Raw genomic sequence first — 17,712 nt, forward strand, 5'->3', positions numbered from 1 at the left:
AAATGAGAATCAAAAGCGCTTTGCCTTTGCCGCTGCGTATCGCGGGTCCGCTGCTCATCGCCATCCTGCTTGCATTCGTGCTGTTGCCGGTCGTGGTGGTGACGATCGCCGCCTTCAACGAAAAGGCGATCATCACTTTCCCGCCTGAATCCTATTCGCTGACATGGTTTGCACGTGTCTTCAGTTATCCGGATTTTCGGGATGGATTCCGCGCCAGCCTCGTCATCACCGGATGGTCCTCGTTCATTGCGCTGGTGATCGGGACCTGCCTGTCGATTGTCGTCAAACGGCTGGAATTCCCCGGCAAGCAGACGCTGCTGGCCATCCTGCACTCTCCGCTCGTGGTGCCGCACTTCACGCTGGGGCTGGGCCTGCTCATCCTGGTGTCACAAGCCTCCATACACCGCTCATATGGCGTCGTCATCCTGTGTCACGTGATGCTGGTGCTGCCGTTTGTGCTGAAGAGCGTCTATGTTTCCATGGAGAACCTGGACGCAAGGCTTGAACAGGCGGCAGCAAGCCTCGGTGGGTCGCCGCTGAAGGTGCTTTTCACGATTACGATTCCGCTGCTCGCGCCGGGGCTGTTTGGCGGCTGGTTGTTTGCGGCGATCATGTCGTTCAGTGAATTCACCGCATCGCTTTTCGTCACAACGCAAGACACGCAGACACTGCCGGTTTCCATGTACAACTATGTACGGGAGTTTGCCGATCCGACGCTGGCCGCACTGTCAGTCGTCTATATTGCCGTGACGGCTAGCGTGCTTGCCTTCGCGAACTATTTTCTGGGCTTGGGGAAAATCCTCAATATCGAGGAAGGGCATTGACCGGCGGCACGCCGCAGTGCCGTTTCCAGTTGCGCGCGCAGCTCGATGGCGCTGGCGCGCACCTGCGCAATGGCCACCTGCACGCGGATGCGTTCCAGCTCCGTCGAGAATTGGGTACGCAGCTCCAGCAGCTGCCGCTCGAGCGCCTCGACCTGGCGTATGCCCTCCTCCTGCCCTGTGACCTTCGCGCGCCCTGTCGCGGCCGCGAGGGGCATCGAGACGGTGATCGTCAATGGCGCCATCGCGTGGCGCGGCGGAGAGAGCACCGGCGCCCGTGCCTGGGCGGTGATCCGCCGCAACGATGCCGCCCGAGCTTAGCGCATGCAGTTGCGGCGGTTCCCGGTAGCTCCGGTGCCATCCTTCATTACACTTTATCTTCCCGCGCTCACAGTAACCTCAACCCATCGGCAGGCACGTCGCATACCAGCATGTGCCCCGGCGCATGGGTGATGCACAGCGGCGGACGCGCCATCATGGCCGCCGCCTGCGGCGTCACCCCGCACCCCCAGAACACGGGAACCTCCCCGGCCAGGATCACGGTCGGCTCGCCTTCGTCCGGGCGGCCGATGTCCGCGATGCCGATCGCGGCGGGGTCGCCCATATGAACCGGCGCCCCGTGCGCCCCCGGCAACCGGGCGCACACGGCCCAGGCGATGGCCGCCTCGTCCGGCGTGTAGGGCCGCATCGACACCACCATTGGCCCATGGAAGGCACCCACGCGCGTGGTCCGGATGCTGGTGCGGTACATCGGCACGATCTTGCCTTCGTCGACGTGCCGCACGCGCAAGCCGGCGCGCTCCAGCGCGTCCTCGAACGACAGCGAGCAGCCCAGCACAAAGCCCACGAAATCGTCCTGCCAGAGCGCGCTGATATCGTCGCGCTCCTCCACCAGTTCGCCATGGCGCCACACACGGTAGCGCGGCACGTCGGTGCGAAGGTCGATATCGCCGCCCAGCATCGGCACCGCGGGGCTGCCCGCTTCGGTCATGCCGATCAGCGGGCATGGCACCGGGTTGGCCCGGCAGTACCCGAGGAAATCCCCGGCCCAGGCCTTGGGCAGGATCATCAGGTTGCCCTGGCCATGGCCGGGCGCCATGCCGCTGGTATTGCCGTTGTACCGGCCACTGCGGATGCCGGCGCGGGCGCCAGTCGGCGTGGCGGCCCAGCCGGGCGCAAGCCCGGCCGCGGCGTGGATACCTGCGTCCATCTCCAAGCTCCGGTTGCGGTCCGTCATCAGTCGAGGGCCTGGCGGGCGGTTTCCTTCACGCCCAGCAGGGCCAGCAGGCTGACTGCCGCGCCGCCCATGAGCAGGTAGGCCGGACTGAGCAGGTTGCCAGTGCTGCCGATCAGCGCGGTGGCCACGTACGGCGTGAGCCCGCCGCCAAGGATGGCGCCGATGTTGAAGCTGAACGCCATGCCGGTGTAGCGCACGCGGGTCGGGAACTGCTCGGCATAGGTCGGATAGCCGACGGACTGCACGATGGGCATGGGCAGCGCCACCACCATCATGGCGAGAAAGGCCAGGCCGATGCTGTGGTTGTCCATCAGCATCATCATCGGCAATACCAGCACCATGTAGGCGCAAAAGCCGATGGCAAGCACCTTGCGCCGGCCGAGCCGGTCGGACAGTCCGCCCCACAGCGGCATCAGCATGGCCATGGTCAGGCTGACGAACGCCATGATCCAGTACACCGTTGCCTTGTCGTACTTGAGATAAGTGGTCATGTAGATGTTCATGAACACCAGCCCCACCCAGTAGCCCACGTTCTGGCCGAAGGACAGCAGCATCACCTTGACCACGGCGGGCATGTGCGAGGTGAAGACTTCCTTGAGCGGCGCCTTGGGCGGCTCACTGTGTTCCTGGAACTGCTTGAAGGCCACGGACTCTTCCACGCGCTTGCGCACCATCGACGAGATCACCACCATCGGGATCGCCATCAGGAACGGAATGCGCCAGCCCCACGCCTGCATCTGCACGGGCTCCAGCAAGCCGGTGGTGATGCCGCACACGGTCGCGGCCAGCGCGCCGCCCACGGCCACGCCCACCGGCGTGAAGGCGCCGTAGAAGCCGCGCCTGCCCTTGGGGGCGGACTCGGCCACATAGGCCGCCGCGCCGGTGACTTCGCCGCCGGCGAAGAAGCCCTGCGCAAGGCGGATGGCCAGCAGCAGCAGCGGCGCCACGATGCCCGCGCTGGCAGCCACCGGCAGCAGGCCGATGATGCCGGTGGCAATGCCCATGCCGATCACGGTGACCAGCAGCACGGCGCGGCGGCCGACGCGGTCGCCCAGGCGCCCAAGCACGATGCCGCCGATCGGGCGCATCAGGAAGGCGCTGCCGAACACGGCCAGGATGGCCAGCAGCGAAGCCGTGGCGTTGTCGCTAGGGAAGAACAGCGGGCCAATGGTGGAGGCCATATAGCCGTACACGCCGAACTCGTAATACTCGATGGCGGTACCGGCCGCGGCGGCCATGGCGGCTTTGCGGGCGACGGTATTGCCGGTTGCCGGCGCCGTGGCAGGGGTGGATGCCGGCGCCGCGTCGGGCATCGGCAGGGATGAGGTGGGGGCGTTGGACATGTTGTCAGTTTCCAGGATGCAACGGGGTAGAAAATCCAGTCCAGGCGTGGTGAAACCCCTGGATGAACCAGCGCTGAAGCACGAACACCTGCCACGATGGCCGTCCTGTGCCTGAAACTTCCTGGTGCACAGGCCGGGCTCGCGTCTTGTTTTTATTTCCGGAGAGCTAACCACCTGCCGGGAATCGCGGGCCTTTAAAAGCCACCGGGATTCATGCTTCATCGATTACACCGGATACTTTGCAACAAGCATGCCAGCGGCGATTTCGTTAAAAACACGGAATTCCGGGCGTTACGATTCCTGACTGAGAAAAGCCATATGATTCGGGGATTTAATGCGCCCCGCCGCACCACAACAATGAACCTGTCGTCCCGCCCTGGGGCAGTAAACGCACCGAAACCGGTATCGTCCGCAGCCAGCTGGTGATTCATTTCCCAACCCACGGGATCATTGAGAAAACGGCCAGACCGTACGGCCCGGCCGACGCCACCAAATCTATGTCAGCGGCGAATTTACAGCTTTATCAACAGCGTGCTTCAAGCAGCAGGAATAAAGCTGCCCAATACCTGGCCTTCTTCCACCATTTCACCTTCGGCCACGCAATACGATTCGATATAACCTGCCGATCCGGCCTCAATCGGTATTTCCATTTTCATGGATTCGATAATCAGAAGCGTGGCATCCTTTACCTGCATCTCGCCGGGCTGCGCCACGAGTTTCCAGAGGGTGCCAGCGGTGTCTGCCACGATGGATATGGGGGATTTTGTGTGGGGCATATTCTGTTTGTCCGTAGCTATCGTGATTGCGGTGCGCGCACCGTGATGCCCTCCGCCTCCAGCGCGGCGCGGATGCGGCGGGCAAACCCGGCCGCGCCCGGCTGGTCGCCGTGGATGCAGAGCGTGTCCGCCCGGACCGGCACGTCCACGCCGCCCAGCGAGCGCACCACACCGTCGCGCACCATGCGCAATACCTGCGCGATGGAAGCCTCCACATCGGTGATCATGGCGCCGGGATGGCTGCGCGGGGTCAGCGAGCCATCGTCCTGATACGTGCGGTCGGCAAATACCTCCTGCGCCACCGCGAGTCCGGCCTCGCGCGCGGCCGTGACCAGCGCGGAGCCGGCCAGGCCGTAGAACACCAGCGACGGATCCACATCGCGCACCGCCTCGCACAGCGCGCGCGCCATGACGCCATCGCGCGCGGCCTGGTTGTACAGCGCGCCGTGCGGCTTCACATGCGCGAGCCGGCTGCCGGCCGCGGCGGCGAACGCCTGCAGGGCGCCAACCTGGCAGACCGTGATGTTGTAGATCTCCTCGCGGCCGAGCTGCATGGCGCGCCGTCCAAAACCCTGCAGATCCGGAAAGCCCGGATGCGCGCCGAGCGAGACACCGAGCGCAGTGGCGGCGCGCACGGTGGCTGCCATGGTCTGCGCATCGCCCGCGTGAAAACCGCAGGCAATATTGGCGGAGGTGACATGCGGCAGCACGGCCGCATCGTCACCAAGCCGGTAGATACCGAAGCTCTCGCCCATATCGCTGTTGAAATCGATCTCAGCCATGCGCGTGCTCCCCTGCCGTTGCCGTATCCATGGCTTCGAATATTGCGTCCTGCAGCAAGGCAAGGCGCTGGGCTTCCCGCAGATCGATCAAGGCAAAGCGCACCGCCTCGCTCGGCATCTTCTGCGCCAGGCGCGGCAGGTCCACCGCGCACACATGGGCAATCTTGGGATAGCCGCCGGTGGTCTGGCGGTCCGCCATCAGCACGATGGGCTGGCCATCGGGCGGCACCTGGATCGTGCCGAAGGCCACGGCCTCGGACAGCATCTCGGCAGGTGCGGCCAGCGCGAGCGGCGTGCCTTCCAGGCGATACCCCATGCGGTCCGATTGCGCGCCAATGCGAAACGGCTCGCTGACGAGCGCATGCCTGGCCGCATCCGAGAAACACGCCCATTCGCGTCCGGCGACGACGCGCACGGGCAGATCGGGCGCGGTGAGGACATCGGCCGGAAACGCCGGGGAACCGGCATCGCGGACCGGTGCGGCCACGCCGCCGCGCAAGGCAATGTGGTCGCCCTTGCGCAACGGCTTGCCGGCCGCGCCGCCATAGCCGCCGCGCACAAAGGTGCTGCAACTGCCCATGACCGGCGTCAGCGCAAAGCCGCCGTGCACCGCAAGGTAAGCGCGCAAGCCGCTGCGGCGCTTGCCGAAGGCCAGCACCGCGCCCGCGGCGACGGGCACCGCACGGTTCAGCGGCACGGGCGCGCCGTCGAGCGTGGCATCCAGATCCGCGCCGCACACGGCAATCACGGCCGGCTCATGGAACAGCAGCGTGGGGCCCATCAGCGTGATCTCCAGCGTGGCTTCTGCCGCGGCGTTGCCGGCCAGCGCGTTCGCCAGCCGGTGGGCGCGCTCGTCCATGGCGCCGTTGGCCGGCACGCCGAGTTGCTGGTAGCCGTCGCGGCCGAGATCCTGGAAGGTGCTCAACGCACCAGGCTTGATCACTTCGATGCTCATGGCTGCACGCCTCCGTCCGCCTGCATGGATTCGAATACGTCGGAAGAGATCGGCACGAAGCGCACACGATCGCCGGCGGCCAGCAGGCACGGCGACGCGCGATGCGGGTCAAACAGCGCCACGGGCGTGCGCCCGATCAGGTTCCAGCCGCCGGGTAAGGTCATGGGATAGATCACGGTCTGCCGATTGGCAAGGCCAATCGAGCCCGCCGCCACCGCGGTACGCGGCGTGCTCCGGCGCGGCGGCGAAAGGCGCGCGTCGAAGCGGCCCACATAGGGATGCCCCGGCGCGAAGCCCAGCATCAGCACATCGACCGGCTCGGCGCTATGCAGCGCGATGACCTGGTCGGGCGACAGGCCACAGGTGGCTGCCACATCGTCCAGGTCGGGACCATGCTCGCCGCCATAGCAGACGGGAATATCGATCACCAGTGGCGCGCCCGCGCTTGACGAAAGCCCTTCGCGCAGGAGTTCGCCGATCATGGCCGAGAGCACCTCGAACAGGGCGCTGGTACCCGTCGCGCGGGCCACGGCGATCGGCTTGTAGTGCACGCCCACGGTGGTCAGGGCGGGCACGATGTCGGTCACGCCGGGCAGGGCCGCGGCGGCGATCCGCGCCGCTGCCGCGCACGCCTGGCGGTTGATGGCGATATCCGCCACCGTGCCGAACTCCACAATCAGGCAGCGATCGCCGGACGGCGCGATCCGCCAGGACGTTTGCGCGGCCGGCGCGGCCTGTTCCACGTCCTGCGCGATCATGCCCGCACCTCCACGGCGGATGGCGCAGGCACAGCCACCGGCGCGGCGGACTCGCCCACCAGCACCGCCAGCTCGCGCTCCACAAAACCGGTATCGACGCGCCCGGCACGGAAGTCCGCATGGTCCAGCACGCGGCCAAGGAACACGGCGTTGTGCCGGATGCCTTCGATCACGGTTGCGCCGAGCGCCGCCTGCATGGTGGCGATGGCGGTTTCGCGGTCGGTGCCAAAGGCAATCAGCTTGGCGATCATCGGATCGTAGAACGGCGTGATGGCATCGCCCTCGCGCACGCCGGTGTCCACGCGCAGCCCGGCCATGCCCGCCGGCAGGCAAAAGCGCGCCAGCTTGCCCGGCGATGGCATGAAATGGCGCGCCGGGTTCTCGGCATACAGCCGGCACTCGATGGCCGCGCCGGCCCGTCGGATATCTTGCTGCGCGCAGGGTGCGAGCGTGCCGGCGGCGAGCCGGATCTGCGCCTGTACCAGGTCCCAGCCTGTGATGGCCTCGGTCACGCCGTGCTCCACCTGGATGCGCGTGTTCATCTCCAGGAAGAAGTACTCGCCGCTGTCCGCGTCGAGGATGAACTCGACCGTGCCCGCGCCGCCGTAGCGCTGGTGCGCGGCCAGCGCCACCGCCGCCGCGCTCATGCTGGCCAGCACGGCGGCCGGCACATTGGGCGCCGGGCTTTCTTCAATGATCTTCTGGAAACGGCGCTGCACCGAGCATTCGCGCTCGAACAGATGCACCGCCGTGCCATCACCGAAGCCAAACACCTGCACCTCGATATGGCGGGCGCGCGGGACATAGCGCTCCAGGTAGATGCTGGCGTCGCCAAAGGCCTTCAGGGCCAGTGCCTGGGTGGACGCCACCGTGGCCGCCAGCGTGTCTGGCCCGTCAACGCGCTTCATGCCGATGCCGCCACCGCCGCCGGCGGCTTTGACCAGCACGGGATAGCCAACGCGCTGGGCCTCGGCGTGCAAGCGCGACAGGTCTTCGGGCAGGAAGCGGATACTGCCGGGCAGCACCGGCACGCCGCACGCGGCGGCAATATCGCGGGCGCGGTTCTTGTCGCCCATGTTCTCGATCGACTCGACGGACGGGCCGATCCACTGCATGCCTTGCGCTTGCGCCGCACGGGCAAACACGGTGTTCTCGGAGAGGAAACCATAGCCCGGGTGCACCCATCGGCGCCGTGCGCCGTGCCAGCGGCGAGCACCGCTTCCACATTCAGGTAGCTCTGCGCCGCCGGCGCGGGACCTACCGCAACGGCAATGTCGGCCATCTCGCAGTGCAACGCGCCGGCATCGGCGGCGGAATGCACAGCTACGGTTTCCATGCCGAGCGCCTGCGCGGCGCGGATGATACGGCAGGCAATCTCGCCACGGTTGGCAACCAGGATTCTTCGCATATCGACTAACTCTTGCAGCTACTGCGTGGGGGCGATGCACGCGGGGCGGGCAAGCCCTGCCCCGCGTGCGGCGGCCGGCCTTGTGGCCGGTCTCACTCTGGTCTGACGTGGGTCCGACGTTGGTGTTACTTGGCGAACAGCGAAGCGATATTGGCAAAGGCCTTGAGCTCCAGCGCGTTGCCCGACGGGTCAAGGAAGAACATCGTGGCCTGCTCGCCTACCTCGCCCTTGAAGCGGATATGCGGCTCGATGATGAACGACAGGTTGGCGGCCTTGAGCTTGTCGGCGGCGACATGCCACTGGTCCATCGGCAGCACCACGCCAAAGTGACGCACCGGCACGGCATCGCCATCGACGGCGCTGGTGTGGCGGTGGCCCGCTTCTTCCGGCGCGAGGTGGGCCACGATCTGGTGGCCGTAGAAGTTGAAGTCGACCCAGTCCGGCGCGCTGCGCCCTTCGGGGCAGCCCAGCAGGTCGCCGTAGAACTCGCGCGCGGCGGCGATGCTGTGGACGGGGAAGGCAAGGTGGAACGGGGCGAGGACGGGAGTGATTTCGCTCATGGCGCTTGGGGATTGAAGTGTTCGAAGTGTTGTGGGGGTCGGGTCTTGGCACGCCGCCGGCAACGTTCCGGCCGCTGCACCAATGAGGGAAAGTCTAGGCATGGCAACCAATTAAAAAAAGCGATATATTTTTGACCTTAGCTACACGAAAATTGATGAAACGATCATGCTGCGCGAATTCAAGACCTTTATCGCCGTAGCCCGGCACGGCACCTTTGCCAGCGCGGGCGCGCGCATCGGGCTGACCCAGTCGGCTGTCAGCGCACAGATCCACCGCCTGGAGCAAGAGCTTGGCTTCATCCTGTTCGACCGCACGGGCCGCTCGGCGCGGCTGAACGCCGCCGGCCGGGAAACCCTGGCGCTGGCGGAGGAACTGATGGCGCTCTACGCGCGCATCGGCGAGCACGGCGGCGCCACGGAGCGCAGCGGCATGGTGCGGGTGGGCTCGATCGCCTCGGCACAGGTGTCATACCTGATCGACGCCATGGCCGCCTTCCGCGCCGAGCTGCCCGGCTGCAGGATCCGCGTTGTGCCGGGCGTGTCCCTGAACCTGCTTGGCCAGGTGGATGCGGGCGAGATCGATATCGCGGTGATGATCCGGCCGCCCTTTGCGCTGCCGTCGGAGCTGGAGTGGCGCACGCTGGTGATGGAGCCGTTCGTGCTGCTGGCGCCGGCCGCCATGGCAGGCCAGGCGTGGAGCGACGCGCTGGAATCCGCGCCCTTTATCCGCTATGACCGCAGCTCGTTCGGTGGCCGGCTGGTCGACCAGTTCCTGCGACAGTCGCGGCTGGCGGTGCAGGACGCCATCGAGCTGGACGAGCTGCAGGGCATTGTGCAGCTGGTAGCGCGCGGCCTTGGCGTGGCGCTGATCCCGCAAACGGCGGCGCAAGGCCCTTGGCCGCATGGCGTGACTGCCCTGCCACTTGGCGACGATACCTTTCACCGCGAGATCGGGCTGGTGGAGCGGCCGCGCCATAGTCGTCAGCCGGTGGCAAGCCGGCTCGCCGAGTACATCAGCGAGGCGGCGTCAGACTACAAGGTGTAGGCAGCCCACATCCCGCCCGCCGCCTTGCACGACGTCGCCCCCTTCAGCGCGTCCCGCGGTTGCCTGACACGCGCGTCGGAAGGTTGTCTCCTTGGTAGGAGACCGCGCCAAACCGGGGGCGAGCGACCGGACCACAACTCCTGCTTCCGGAATCGACATTCGCGCATTCCTTCATTTGCTCTTCGCAAAGGAAGGCGATGCTTGACAGCCGCCTGTGAGCATGCTTTCTCCGGCCAAGGCCGGCGCACATAGCCCGTCTGGTTGATGTCATGCGCAACGCCGATCCCGCCTTCTGGTTCGCTCGGTCACGATCCCGCAACGGCAGGTCACGTTCGTCCGAAATACGCATCTTGTGCCTTCTGGAGGCGATCGACGCGCCTATTTGAACTTCAGGCGGGACAAGAGGAACGCGGCCCGGCCAGCGTGCGTGAGAGATGCCATCGAGAGAGATGGATAAGTATTTCTTTTGGGGTAATTGCTTCGGCGCGCTCGCTACTCCAGCGCGCGACCACCAGCCACGGCATCGCTTGAGGCCGCCCAACGCCGGACGGCTGGGCGTCGGGGATGCCTGGTTGTAAGGTCTCTCCGACAATACTATTTCTTCCTCCGAGTTTTCTGCGCGGGTCCACCGTAGGAGGCCACCAGCAGATCGTGGAACGCCTGTGCGGCTGGAGCCAGCGGTCGGCCTCGAAGCTTGATGATACCGATAGTACGAACGATCTCCGGCTCGACCAGCGGGACGCTGACCAGGCCGGCCGGATGGTTGGCAGGCACGGCGTAGGCCGGCACGGCACCTATGCCGATGCCCGCTTCGATCAGGCTCACCAGCGCCGGTACATGACGGACTTCGCAGGTCCACGCCGGACGTGCTGCGACCGCCGATAAGCCTTGATCGATCAGCATGCGATTGCCGCTTCCCGGTGCGAGCGTCACGCATTCGTACTCTGCCAACTCGGTCCAGGTGACCTGACGCCTCTGCGCCAGAGGATGCTCCGGCCGGCACGCAAGGACGAAGTGCTCCTCAAGCAGCGGCTTGAACTCCAGATCCGGCTCTTGGGTTCCCAGGTAACTGACGCCAAAGTCCGCCTCCGAGCGCCCCACAGCCAGCAATATCTCCGAGGCGGTCTCGTCCAGCAGACGCACGTGGATACGGGGGTACGCCTGGTGGAATTTCCTGACCACATCCGCCAGGAAGCTACCGATGGCGGAAGGAATGCAGGCCACGGAAACCTGCCCACGAAGGCGGTCAGACAAGTCCGTCATGCCGAGCAACGCACTCTCAAGCTCGTTCAGGACGTGCCGGGCCTTGGGTATGAAGTTCCTGCCCATCGCGTTGAGTTCCACCTTGCGGGTGGTGCGCTCAAGCAGGCGGAATCCCAGCGCTTGCTCCAGTTTGTCGACCCTGCGTGAGAGGGCCGGCTGGGAAATATGCAGCGTCGCCGAGGCCGCCCGGAAGCTGCAAAGGTCCGCAACAGTCACAAATGCGCGCAAATCTGCGAGATCAAAATTCACTCGATTTCGGCATCAATCGATAGGATATTTGCACTTTACAGCAAATTCCATCCACCCGATCATTGCCGCTCAGTCATGCGTGCGGTCCGTGGGAGTACCCGCGCAGACCACGCTACCGGTGGCAACGATCCATGGCTGGCACGCAACCAAAATAACGGAGACACACGCATGTCCATTTCCATTCGCGGTGTGCTGGCCGCGCTGGCGGCATTCCCGCTGCTGGCGGGGGCCGAGCCCGCCTATCCTTCCCGGCCGATTACGCTGGTCGTCCCGTTCGCGGCAGGCGGCGGCACCGACAGCATCGCGCGTGACATCGCGAAGAACATGTCGGATCGCCTTCACCAGCCGGTGATCATCGATAACCGTGGCGGCGCTGGCGGTGCGCTGGGTGCTGACATCGTGGCCAAGGCCAGACCGGACGGCTACACGCTGCTGTTCGCCACGTCGACCTTCGCTACCAGCGCGGCCGTCGAACCCAGGCTCCCGTATGACCCGGTCAAGTCCTTCACTCCGGTCGCCATGATCGGCCGCGGGCCGCTACTGGTCGTGACCTCGAAGCAACTTGGGGTGCAGAACATGGCGCAGTTGATTTCGGCTGCGAAGGCACGACCCGCTGGCTTGAATTTCTGCTCGGCCGGCAATGGCAGCATCAACCATCTGGCAGGCGAAATGTTCCGCCAGAAAGCTGGCCTGACGATGACGCATGTGCCCTTCAAGGGCAGTGGTCCGGCCACGGTCGAATTGCTGGCCGGGCGCATCGATCTTTTCTTCGCCACGGTGCCAACCATCCTGCCCTACGTGCGTGGTGGCAAGGTGTCAGTGCTGGCGGTCACCAGCACGAAGCGCTCGCCGCTGTTCCCCAATGTGCCGACGATTGCCGAGGCAGGCGTCGCGGGTCTCGACATCACCACCTGGTGGGGCGTGCTCGCGCCAGCCCGAACGCCGGCACCCGTCATCGAAGCACTCAATCGCGCGGTCAATGAAGCCGCCGCTGCCGATCCGGTCAAGGCGCGGCTGGTGCAGGAAGGTGCCGATTCCGCCCGGCTCACGCCAGCCGCCTTTGGTCAGGCGTTGAACAAGGAACTCGCACTGTGGCGCGGCGTGGCAAGCCACCCGGGCATGCAATGGCAATGAGGAGGCTCCCCGCTTCGGTTCGATCAAGGAGACATGGATTGGAAACGGCCATCACAGACGCGCGGGCATTCACGGGCCGCAGACGATTCCTGCGCACTGGCGTTGCCGCCGCGGCCAGCGGGCTGCTCGGCACCGCGTGGGCAAGCAAGGACTATCCGGCAAAGCCCATCACCGTCATCGTGCCCTATGCCCCTGGCGGGCAAGGCGATGTCTTTGCCCGGTTGATCGGTGAACGGCTCGCCCGTGCACTGGGGCAACCGGTGGTTGTCGACAACCGGCCCGGCGCAAGCGGGGCACTGGGCAGCCGGTTAGTGGCCAGGGCCCCGGGCGACGGCTATACGCTGCTGTTAGGGCAAACCGGTGAGATTGCGATCAACGGATCCGCCATGAAAGCGCCCGGCTATGACACGCTGAAGGACTTCCGGGCCGTCGCGCTGGTCGGCAACGCGCCGCTGGTGTTGGCCGCACCCGCCAGCGCGCCTTTCAGCGGCCTGGGCGAGTTGCTGCAGATGGCGCGCAGCAAACCGGGCAGCGTGTCCTACGCGTCGTCCGGCACGGCCACGCCGGGCCACCTGGCAGCGGCCGCCCTGGCCATCGGAACCCGGACCGAGATGGTCCACATTCCGTACAAGGGCGCCGGACAGGCGATCACCGACCTGATGGGCGGGCAGGTGCAGTTCTTCTTTTCCAGCGCCTCCGCCATCATGCCTCACCTCAAGGGCGGCAAGATCAAGCCGCTGGCCGTATCCACCCCCCGCCGGGTGCCAGCGCTGCCCCAAGTGCCTACGGTAGCGGAGTTGGCCGTGCCGGGTTTCGATTTCAGTCTCTGGGGCGGCTACTTTGCGCCACGCGAAACGCCCGAGGCCATCGTCACGCTGCTCAATGCCGAGATCAACAGAATCATTGCCGAGCCTGCCATCCGTGCGCGCTTCGAGGCAGACGGCAGCGCCGTCGAGCCGGTTACGCCAGCGCGATTCGATGCATTCGTGCGCGCCGAACGCCAGAAGTTCGCGCAACTCGTCAAGGCAGCGGGTGCTTACGTTGAATGACCGTGTGCCCGCATATCGCTTTGCTCTTTCCCCTCGCACAATCAAGGACCAAACATGAAAATCGTCGTGCTTCCCGGTGATGGCATCGGCCCCGAAACAATGGCTGCCACGCTCGAGGTGCTGCGTGCCGTATCGTCGCGCTTCCGGCTCAACCTTGAATTCGACCTGGATGTATCCGGCCATGAGAGCCTGCGCCTCCACGGGGCCACCGTGACGCCGGCGTTGCTGCAGAAAGTGAAGTCCGCCGATGGCCTGATGCTCGGACCGATGGCCACCTATGACTTCAAGGATGAAGCCAGGGGCGAGATCAATCCCTCGAAATTCTTCCGCAAGGAACTGGACCTGTACGCCAACGTGAGGCCATCCCGCACCTATCCGGGCCTGCAGCACCGGGCTGGCGAGTTCGACCTCGTCGTCGTGCGCGAAAATACCGAGGGTTTCTATGCCGACCGCAATATCGAGTCTGGCGGCAGCGAGATGCTGATCACGCCGGATGTTGTCATCTCGTTGCGTCGCATTACGCGCCAATGCTGCGAGCGCATTGCACGCTCGGCGTTCGAGCTGGCCATGACACGCCGCAGGCATGTCAGCATCGTGCACAAGGCCAATGTGCTGAAGATCGGCGATGGCATGTTCATCGACATCTGCCACCAGGTGGCGCGCGAGTTCCCGGAAGTACAGGTCGACGACTTCATTGTCGACGCAATGATGGCACACGTGGTGCGCGCCCCGCAGCGATTCGACGTCATCGTCACGACCAACATGTTTGGTGACATCCTGTCCGACCTGACTGCCGAATTGTCCGGCAGCCTGGGCCTGGGCGGCTCGCTGAACGCCGGCAAGGACCATGCAATGGGCCAGGCGGCACACGGATCGGCGCCGGACATTGCCGGCCAGGACATTGCCAATCCTTTCTCGCTGATTGTGTCCGCCGGACAACTGCTTGGCTGGCATGGCCAGCGCAGCAACCTGCCCGCCTTCCTGGCTGCTGCGCGCGCCATCGACGAAGCGATGATCGCGGCGATCCAGTCGGGCGAGGCCACGCGCGACGTCGGCGGCCGCCTGGGCACCGCTGAAACGGGCCGCGCCTTCGCCCGACGCCTATTGGAAGCATAACGACATGCGCGACACTCCTGCGCTACCGGCAGGCGCCTGGGACTGCCACACCCACGTCATCGGCGCGCGCACCGACTATCCCATGGTCGCCCAGCGGCACTACACACCAGGACCGGCATCGCTTGAGGACCTGTTTGCGCACCTGTCGCGGCATGGCCTGCAACGCGTAGTGATCGTGCAGCCCAGCATCTATGGCACGGACAACCGGTGCATGCTCGACAGCCTCGACCGCCTGCAGGGCGCGGGCCGCGGCGTGGCCGTGCTGGACGAGGACGTGGACAACGAGGCCTTGCGTGCCATGCGTGCACGCGGCGTGCGTGGGCTGCGCCTCAACCTGGAAAGCAGCGGCCTGTGCGACGCCGGCGCCGCGCAGGCGGAGCTCGCACGCTGGGCCGGCCGCATCGCCATGTTCGACTGGCACCTGCAACTCTATGCCGACCTGGATGTCATCCTGGCCATGGCTGGCCAGCTTGCGAAACTGCCAGTTCCGGTCGTGCTGGACCATTTCGCCATGGTGCCTACCACACTGGCCCATGACGACGCGCGCGCGATCGCCTTGCTGACGCTGCTGCGCTCCGGCAACGTCTACATCAAATTCTCCGCGCCGTACCGGCTCGCGTCGGCTGGCATGCCGCCGGACGACGCAGCCAGTGCGTGGGCCGCGCTGTTCCTGCGGACTGCGCCACGACACGTGCTGTGGGGTAGTGACTGGCCACACACCGCACGGGATCCGCGCAGGTCACGGCATGAGGTCTCCGCCTACCGGACGCTGCCGGAGGGAGCGCTCGCGCGCTCCATCCGAAACTGGCTGCCCACGCAGGAGCTTAGGCAGCAGGTCCTGGTGGAAAACCCGGCTCGCCTCTACGCGCCGTGATGAGAAAGCTGTGAGGAGAGGTCGTGGCGCGGCCGCCGTGCCCATCTTCAAGGCGGGATGTGGCCGCCTTGTCCAGAAGCCAGGTAATCGCTTGCGCGCTAGATTTCGATCGACGTGGGTTAGGTGAAGAGATTTGGGGCGGCGCCGGATCCGGCGCTGTGCCGTCTGGTGGGAGCGTTGGACTTCAGGGTTGTTCCAGGTGGTGGTTGCTGTGAGCTCCTCAGCGCCGGCCACGGCGGCGTCCTGCGCCCTCGCCTGCACCGCCGTCAGCTCGGCGCGCAGGTCCGCCGCCTGCTCGGCCTTCTGCCGCAGCGTGCGCTCCTGGTCGATCTCGCGCAGCGCGCGGCGCTCGGTGGCCGCAGCCCGTTCCTGCCCCACGGCCACCTGCTCGCGGGTGCGTCCCAGCTCCGTCGAGAATTGGGTACGTAGCTCCAGCAGCTGCCGCTCGAGCGCCTCCACCTGGCGTACGCCCTCCTCCTGACGCGCCCGCGCGGCCGCGTGAGCGTTCCTTCGTGCGCGTCTGTGGGGCAGGCTTGGCAGCCGCCCCTTTAACGCTGACTCCAGGAACGAGATGTCATTATTGCGATGTTGCGATACCAAGCAGCAACAGGGGCCACTACAGGCGCAGAGGGGCTGCCGGATTGACCTGGCAGGGCTTCCCAGTCATTCGCGACCCGCCAGCTCAATCTGGTAGACCATGCGCTGGAGGAAAGTTTGCTGGCCGGGGGCGAGTGAAACAAAGGCGCAGCCAATGTGATGCATATCACGGCGGCCGTGTTGGACTAGCCCTTGCCCCACCACTTGTAGATCGACCTCCAGTTTGCCCAGGTCGCCAAAATCGAGGCTGCACTTCTTCAAAATCGTGCCGACCGACAACTGGCCAGCGCTAACAGCCTTCGAGCGCAGGCCCACTCCGGACAGCGACAAATCGGCGATGTCCAGCGTCAGAATTCGCTCGTCGGAGGTGCGCAGCTCGCAGTTATAAGCCATGTTAACGAGCGCGGACGCACGGGGATGAGAGCGGCGCTCAAAATGGTACAGCTGAGATGGGAAGGCTGCAGCGCAGGCCGGCTCGCCCCGATACTTGACTGGATATGGCCGTCCGACGGTGAAGTCAATTTCTACACCACGTAGCGTAGTGGAGAAAACAATCTCGTCCGAAGCCAGTAACAAATCCCGCTCGGCATCGGTGCGGCAACCGTCGAAGATGAAGGTACCGTTTGCGGGGTCGACCTTCAGCAACGTGGAAGCAATCTCGTATTTGTCGAGGGTGCGGATTCTGACCTCGCACCCTAGCCAAGCGAGATCTAGGAACACAGCACTGATTTGTACGTGCTGGGTCAGTCGGTAGCGGTCATCCAACATGCGAAGGCTTGGCGGTAGCGAGCGATTGACATGTTGCTTGTCGTTGGTGCTGTTGATGTTCATGAAATCGTCCAACAGAGAGGTTTCGACGAGGGCTACTCAAAGAATCCTTGCCGAGGTCGCACCAGCGGATGCCGGTCACACCGCGATGCCATGGAAGCAGGCCGCTGTGTAGCCAAATTCCCTGGCGACCATCGTCATCGCTCCTGCTGTGAGCACGACCCAAAGCAGGAACATAAGGAAGATGCCGACCCACGACTTTCGTGCGAGCTCGTTCAGTCGAATCGCACCTTGGTTATCTCGAAGTTTGGAGGCCATTTCTGTTCCCGTTTCTTGGCGGATGGGGGCGGATCGCGTTCCGAGCCGCTTAGTCCCATCCTACCGACGCCAGCGCGAAGTCAAGTGCGCGCCGAGGTCCCGACAAAGGACTGCAGAATTACAAGGCATCCGATCTTGGGTAAACGGCAGGAAAGTTGCTTCGCTGAAGCCCTACGTTAGAAGGGGGAGTCGAATGGAAGGGACTTCTTTTGGTGCGAATCTGGCGGTAGCCAGCCGGAGAGGCGCTTGCAGTAAGGCTTCGTGGCCGCCCGCACTTTGTGCGGGCGGCGTTCTTGTAATCCATTGATCTGTATGAATTTTTGGTGCCAAACCGCCAGATTTCGCACCCAAAGTACGATCAGCCCTGTAACGGGTTCGGTCAACTGAGTCACTGTGCCCACGCTCCTCTCGTGGACACAGTCGGTCATGCGTGTCCATCGCGAACGATGTTGGCATTCCGTTCGCCCGACGGCCAGATGGTACGAGTCACACGCTTACAGACATTGCTCGGCCGCCCCAAAAGCAAAACCCCCCAGTACTTGCGTACTGAGGGGTTTCAAGGGAGAGCCTGGCGATTACCTACTTTCACACGGGTAATCCGCACTATCATCGGCGTGGAGTCGTTTCACGGTCCTGTTCGGGATGGGAAGGGGTGGTTC

At 65.0% G+C, this 17,712-nt stretch carries 18 protein-coding genes, 1 rRNA gene and 1 pseudogene; 6 read left to right on the top strand and 14 right to left on the bottom strand.

Annotated elements, in window-relative coordinates; all coding sequences use genetic code 11:
* Positions 1-2 precede the first annotated feature (2 nt).
* Positions 3-824 (top strand): ABC transporter permease, encoded by an 822-nt coding sequence (locus AB4Z48_RS30495; RefSeq protein ID WP_441620927.1) that lies wholly within the window; start codon positions 3-5, stop codon positions 822-824.
* Here the strand turns inward: AB4Z48_RS30495 and AB4Z48_RS30500 are convergent.
* From AB4Z48_RS30500 to AB4Z48_RS30545, 10 genes and pseudogenes are all read right to left on the bottom strand, one after another.
* Positions 776-1,057: a hypothetical protein gene (locus AB4Z48_RS30500; RefSeq protein WP_441620929.1), complete on the bottom strand. Its 282-nt coding sequence runs from the start codon at positions 1,055-1,057 to the stop codon at positions 776-778. The two genes, AB4Z48_RS30495 and AB4Z48_RS30500, sit on opposite strands and share 49 nt — an antisense overlap.
* 152 nt (positions 1,058-1,209) lie before the next feature.
* Complete coding sequence (locus AB4Z48_RS30505) at positions 1,210-2,031, bottom strand: putative hydro-lyase (RefSeq protein ID WP_441620930.1); 822 nt, start codon at positions 2,029-2,031, stop codon at positions 1,210-1,212.
* Positions 2,032-2,057: 26 nt separating this feature from the next.
* Positions 2,058-3,401: an MFS transporter gene (locus tag AB4Z48_RS30510; RefSeq protein ID WP_441620932.1), complete on the bottom strand. Its 1,344-nt coding sequence runs from the start codon at positions 3,399-3,401 to the stop codon at positions 2,058-2,060.
* A 536-nt stretch (positions 3,402-3,937) separates the two neighbouring features.
* Positions 3,938-4,177: an acetyl-CoA carboxylase biotin carboxyl carrier protein subunit gene (locus AB4Z48_RS30515; RefSeq protein WP_441620934.1), complete on the bottom strand. Its 240-nt coding sequence runs from the start codon at positions 4,175-4,177 to the stop codon at positions 3,938-3,940.
* A 17-nt stretch (positions 4,178-4,194) separates the two neighbouring features.
* Positions 4,195-4,959, bottom strand: coding sequence for a LamB/YcsF family protein (locus tag AB4Z48_RS30520; RefSeq protein ID WP_441620936.1), 765 nt, complete (start codon positions 4,957-4,959; stop codon positions 4,195-4,197).
* Positions 4,952-5,914 carry a biotin-dependent carboxyltransferase family protein gene (locus AB4Z48_RS30525; RefSeq protein ID WP_441620938.1) on the bottom strand — a complete coding sequence of 321 codons (963 nt, stop codon included), beginning with the start codon at positions 5,912-5,914 and terminating at the stop codon, positions 4,952-4,954. The genes AB4Z48_RS30520 and AB4Z48_RS30525 overlap by 8 nt, the downstream gene beginning before the upstream one ends.
* Entirely contained in the window at positions 5,911-6,672 is a 762-nt protein-coding gene (gene pxpB, locus AB4Z48_RS30530) for a 5-oxoprolinase subunit PxpB (RefSeq protein ID WP_441620940.1), read from the bottom strand. Before pxpB ends, AB4Z48_RS30525 begins: the two co-directional genes overlap by 4 nt.
* Positions 6,669-7,787: an ATP-binding protein gene (locus tag AB4Z48_RS30535; protein WP_441620960.1), complete on the bottom strand. Its 1,119-nt coding sequence runs from the start codon at positions 7,785-7,787 to the stop codon at positions 6,669-6,671. The genes pxpB and AB4Z48_RS30535 overlap by 4 nt, the downstream gene beginning before the upstream one ends.
* A 27-nt stretch (positions 7,788-7,814) precedes the next feature.
* A pseudogene (locus AB4Z48_RS30540) lies at positions 7,815-8,080 on the bottom strand (biotin carboxylase N-terminal domain-containing protein); the annotation flags it as partial.
* Positions 8,081-8,205: 125 nt separating this feature from the next.
* Positions 8,206-8,640 (bottom strand): VOC family protein, encoded by a 435-nt coding sequence (locus AB4Z48_RS30545; protein WP_253930999.1) that lies wholly within the window; start codon positions 8,638-8,640, stop codon positions 8,206-8,208.
* Between the two features lie 166 nt (positions 8,641-8,806).
* Between AB4Z48_RS30545 and AB4Z48_RS30550 the strand changes: the two genes are divergently transcribed.
* Entirely contained in the window at positions 8,807-9,685 is an 879-nt protein-coding gene (locus AB4Z48_RS30550; protein ID WP_441620942.1) for a LysR family transcriptional regulator, read from the top strand.
* Positions 9,686-10,279: 594 nt separating this feature from the next.
* Here the strand turns inward: AB4Z48_RS30550 and AB4Z48_RS30555 are convergent.
* A complete protein-coding gene (locus AB4Z48_RS30555; RefSeq protein ID WP_441620944.1) occupies positions 10,280-11,197 on the bottom strand; it encodes a LysR family transcriptional regulator in 918 nt (305 codons plus the stop codon).
* 168 nt (positions 11,198-11,365) lie between these two features.
* Here AB4Z48_RS30555 and AB4Z48_RS30560 point away from each other — a divergent pair, with 168 nt between their 5' ends.
* The 4 genes from AB4Z48_RS30560 to AB4Z48_RS30575 are packed head-to-tail and all read left to right on the top strand — an operon-like array spanning position 11,366 to position 15,370.
* Positions 11,366-12,331 (top strand): tripartite tricarboxylate transporter substrate binding protein, encoded by a 966-nt coding sequence (locus AB4Z48_RS30560; protein ID WP_441620962.1) that lies wholly within the window; start codon positions 11,366-11,368, stop codon positions 12,329-12,331.
* 38 nt (positions 12,332-12,369) lie between these two features.
* Positions 12,370-13,380: a Bug family tripartite tricarboxylate transporter substrate binding protein gene (locus AB4Z48_RS30565; protein WP_441620946.1), complete on the top strand. Its 1,011-nt coding sequence runs from the start codon at positions 12,370-12,372 to the stop codon at positions 13,378-13,380.
* Positions 13,381-13,434: 54 nt separating this feature from the next.
* Positions 13,435-14,496, top strand: a complete 1,062-nt coding sequence (locus AB4Z48_RS30570) for an isocitrate/isopropylmalate dehydrogenase family protein (RefSeq protein WP_441620948.1) — start codon at positions 13,435-13,437, stop codon at positions 14,494-14,496.
* A gap of 4 nt (positions 14,497-14,500) precedes the next feature.
* Positions 14,501-15,370: an amidohydrolase family protein gene (locus tag AB4Z48_RS30575; RefSeq protein ID WP_441620950.1), complete on the top strand. Its 870-nt coding sequence runs from the start codon at positions 14,501-14,503 to the stop codon at positions 15,368-15,370.
* A gap of 663 nt (positions 15,371-16,033) precedes the next feature.
* Here the strand turns inward: AB4Z48_RS30575 and AB4Z48_RS30580 are convergent.
* The 3 genes from AB4Z48_RS30580 to rrf all read right to left on the bottom strand — a co-directional run.
* Positions 16,034-16,798, bottom strand: coding sequence for a flagellar brake protein (locus AB4Z48_RS30580; protein WP_441620952.1), 765 nt, complete (start codon positions 16,796-16,798; stop codon positions 16,034-16,036).
* Positions 16,799-16,873: 75 nt separating this feature from the next.
* Positions 16,874-17,053, bottom strand: a complete 180-nt coding sequence (locus AB4Z48_RS30585) for a hypothetical protein (RefSeq protein ID WP_441620954.1) — start codon at positions 17,051-17,053, stop codon at positions 16,874-16,876.
* 566 nt (positions 17,054-17,619) lie between these two features.
* Positions 17,620-17,712, bottom strand: a 5S ribosomal RNA gene (rrf, locus tag AB4Z48_RS30590); the annotation flags it as partial.

Source organism: Cupriavidus sp. 2TAF22, assembly GCF_052115045.1.
Classification (GTDB): Bacteria; Pseudomonadota; Gammaproteobacteria; order Burkholderiales; family Burkholderiaceae; genus Cupriavidus.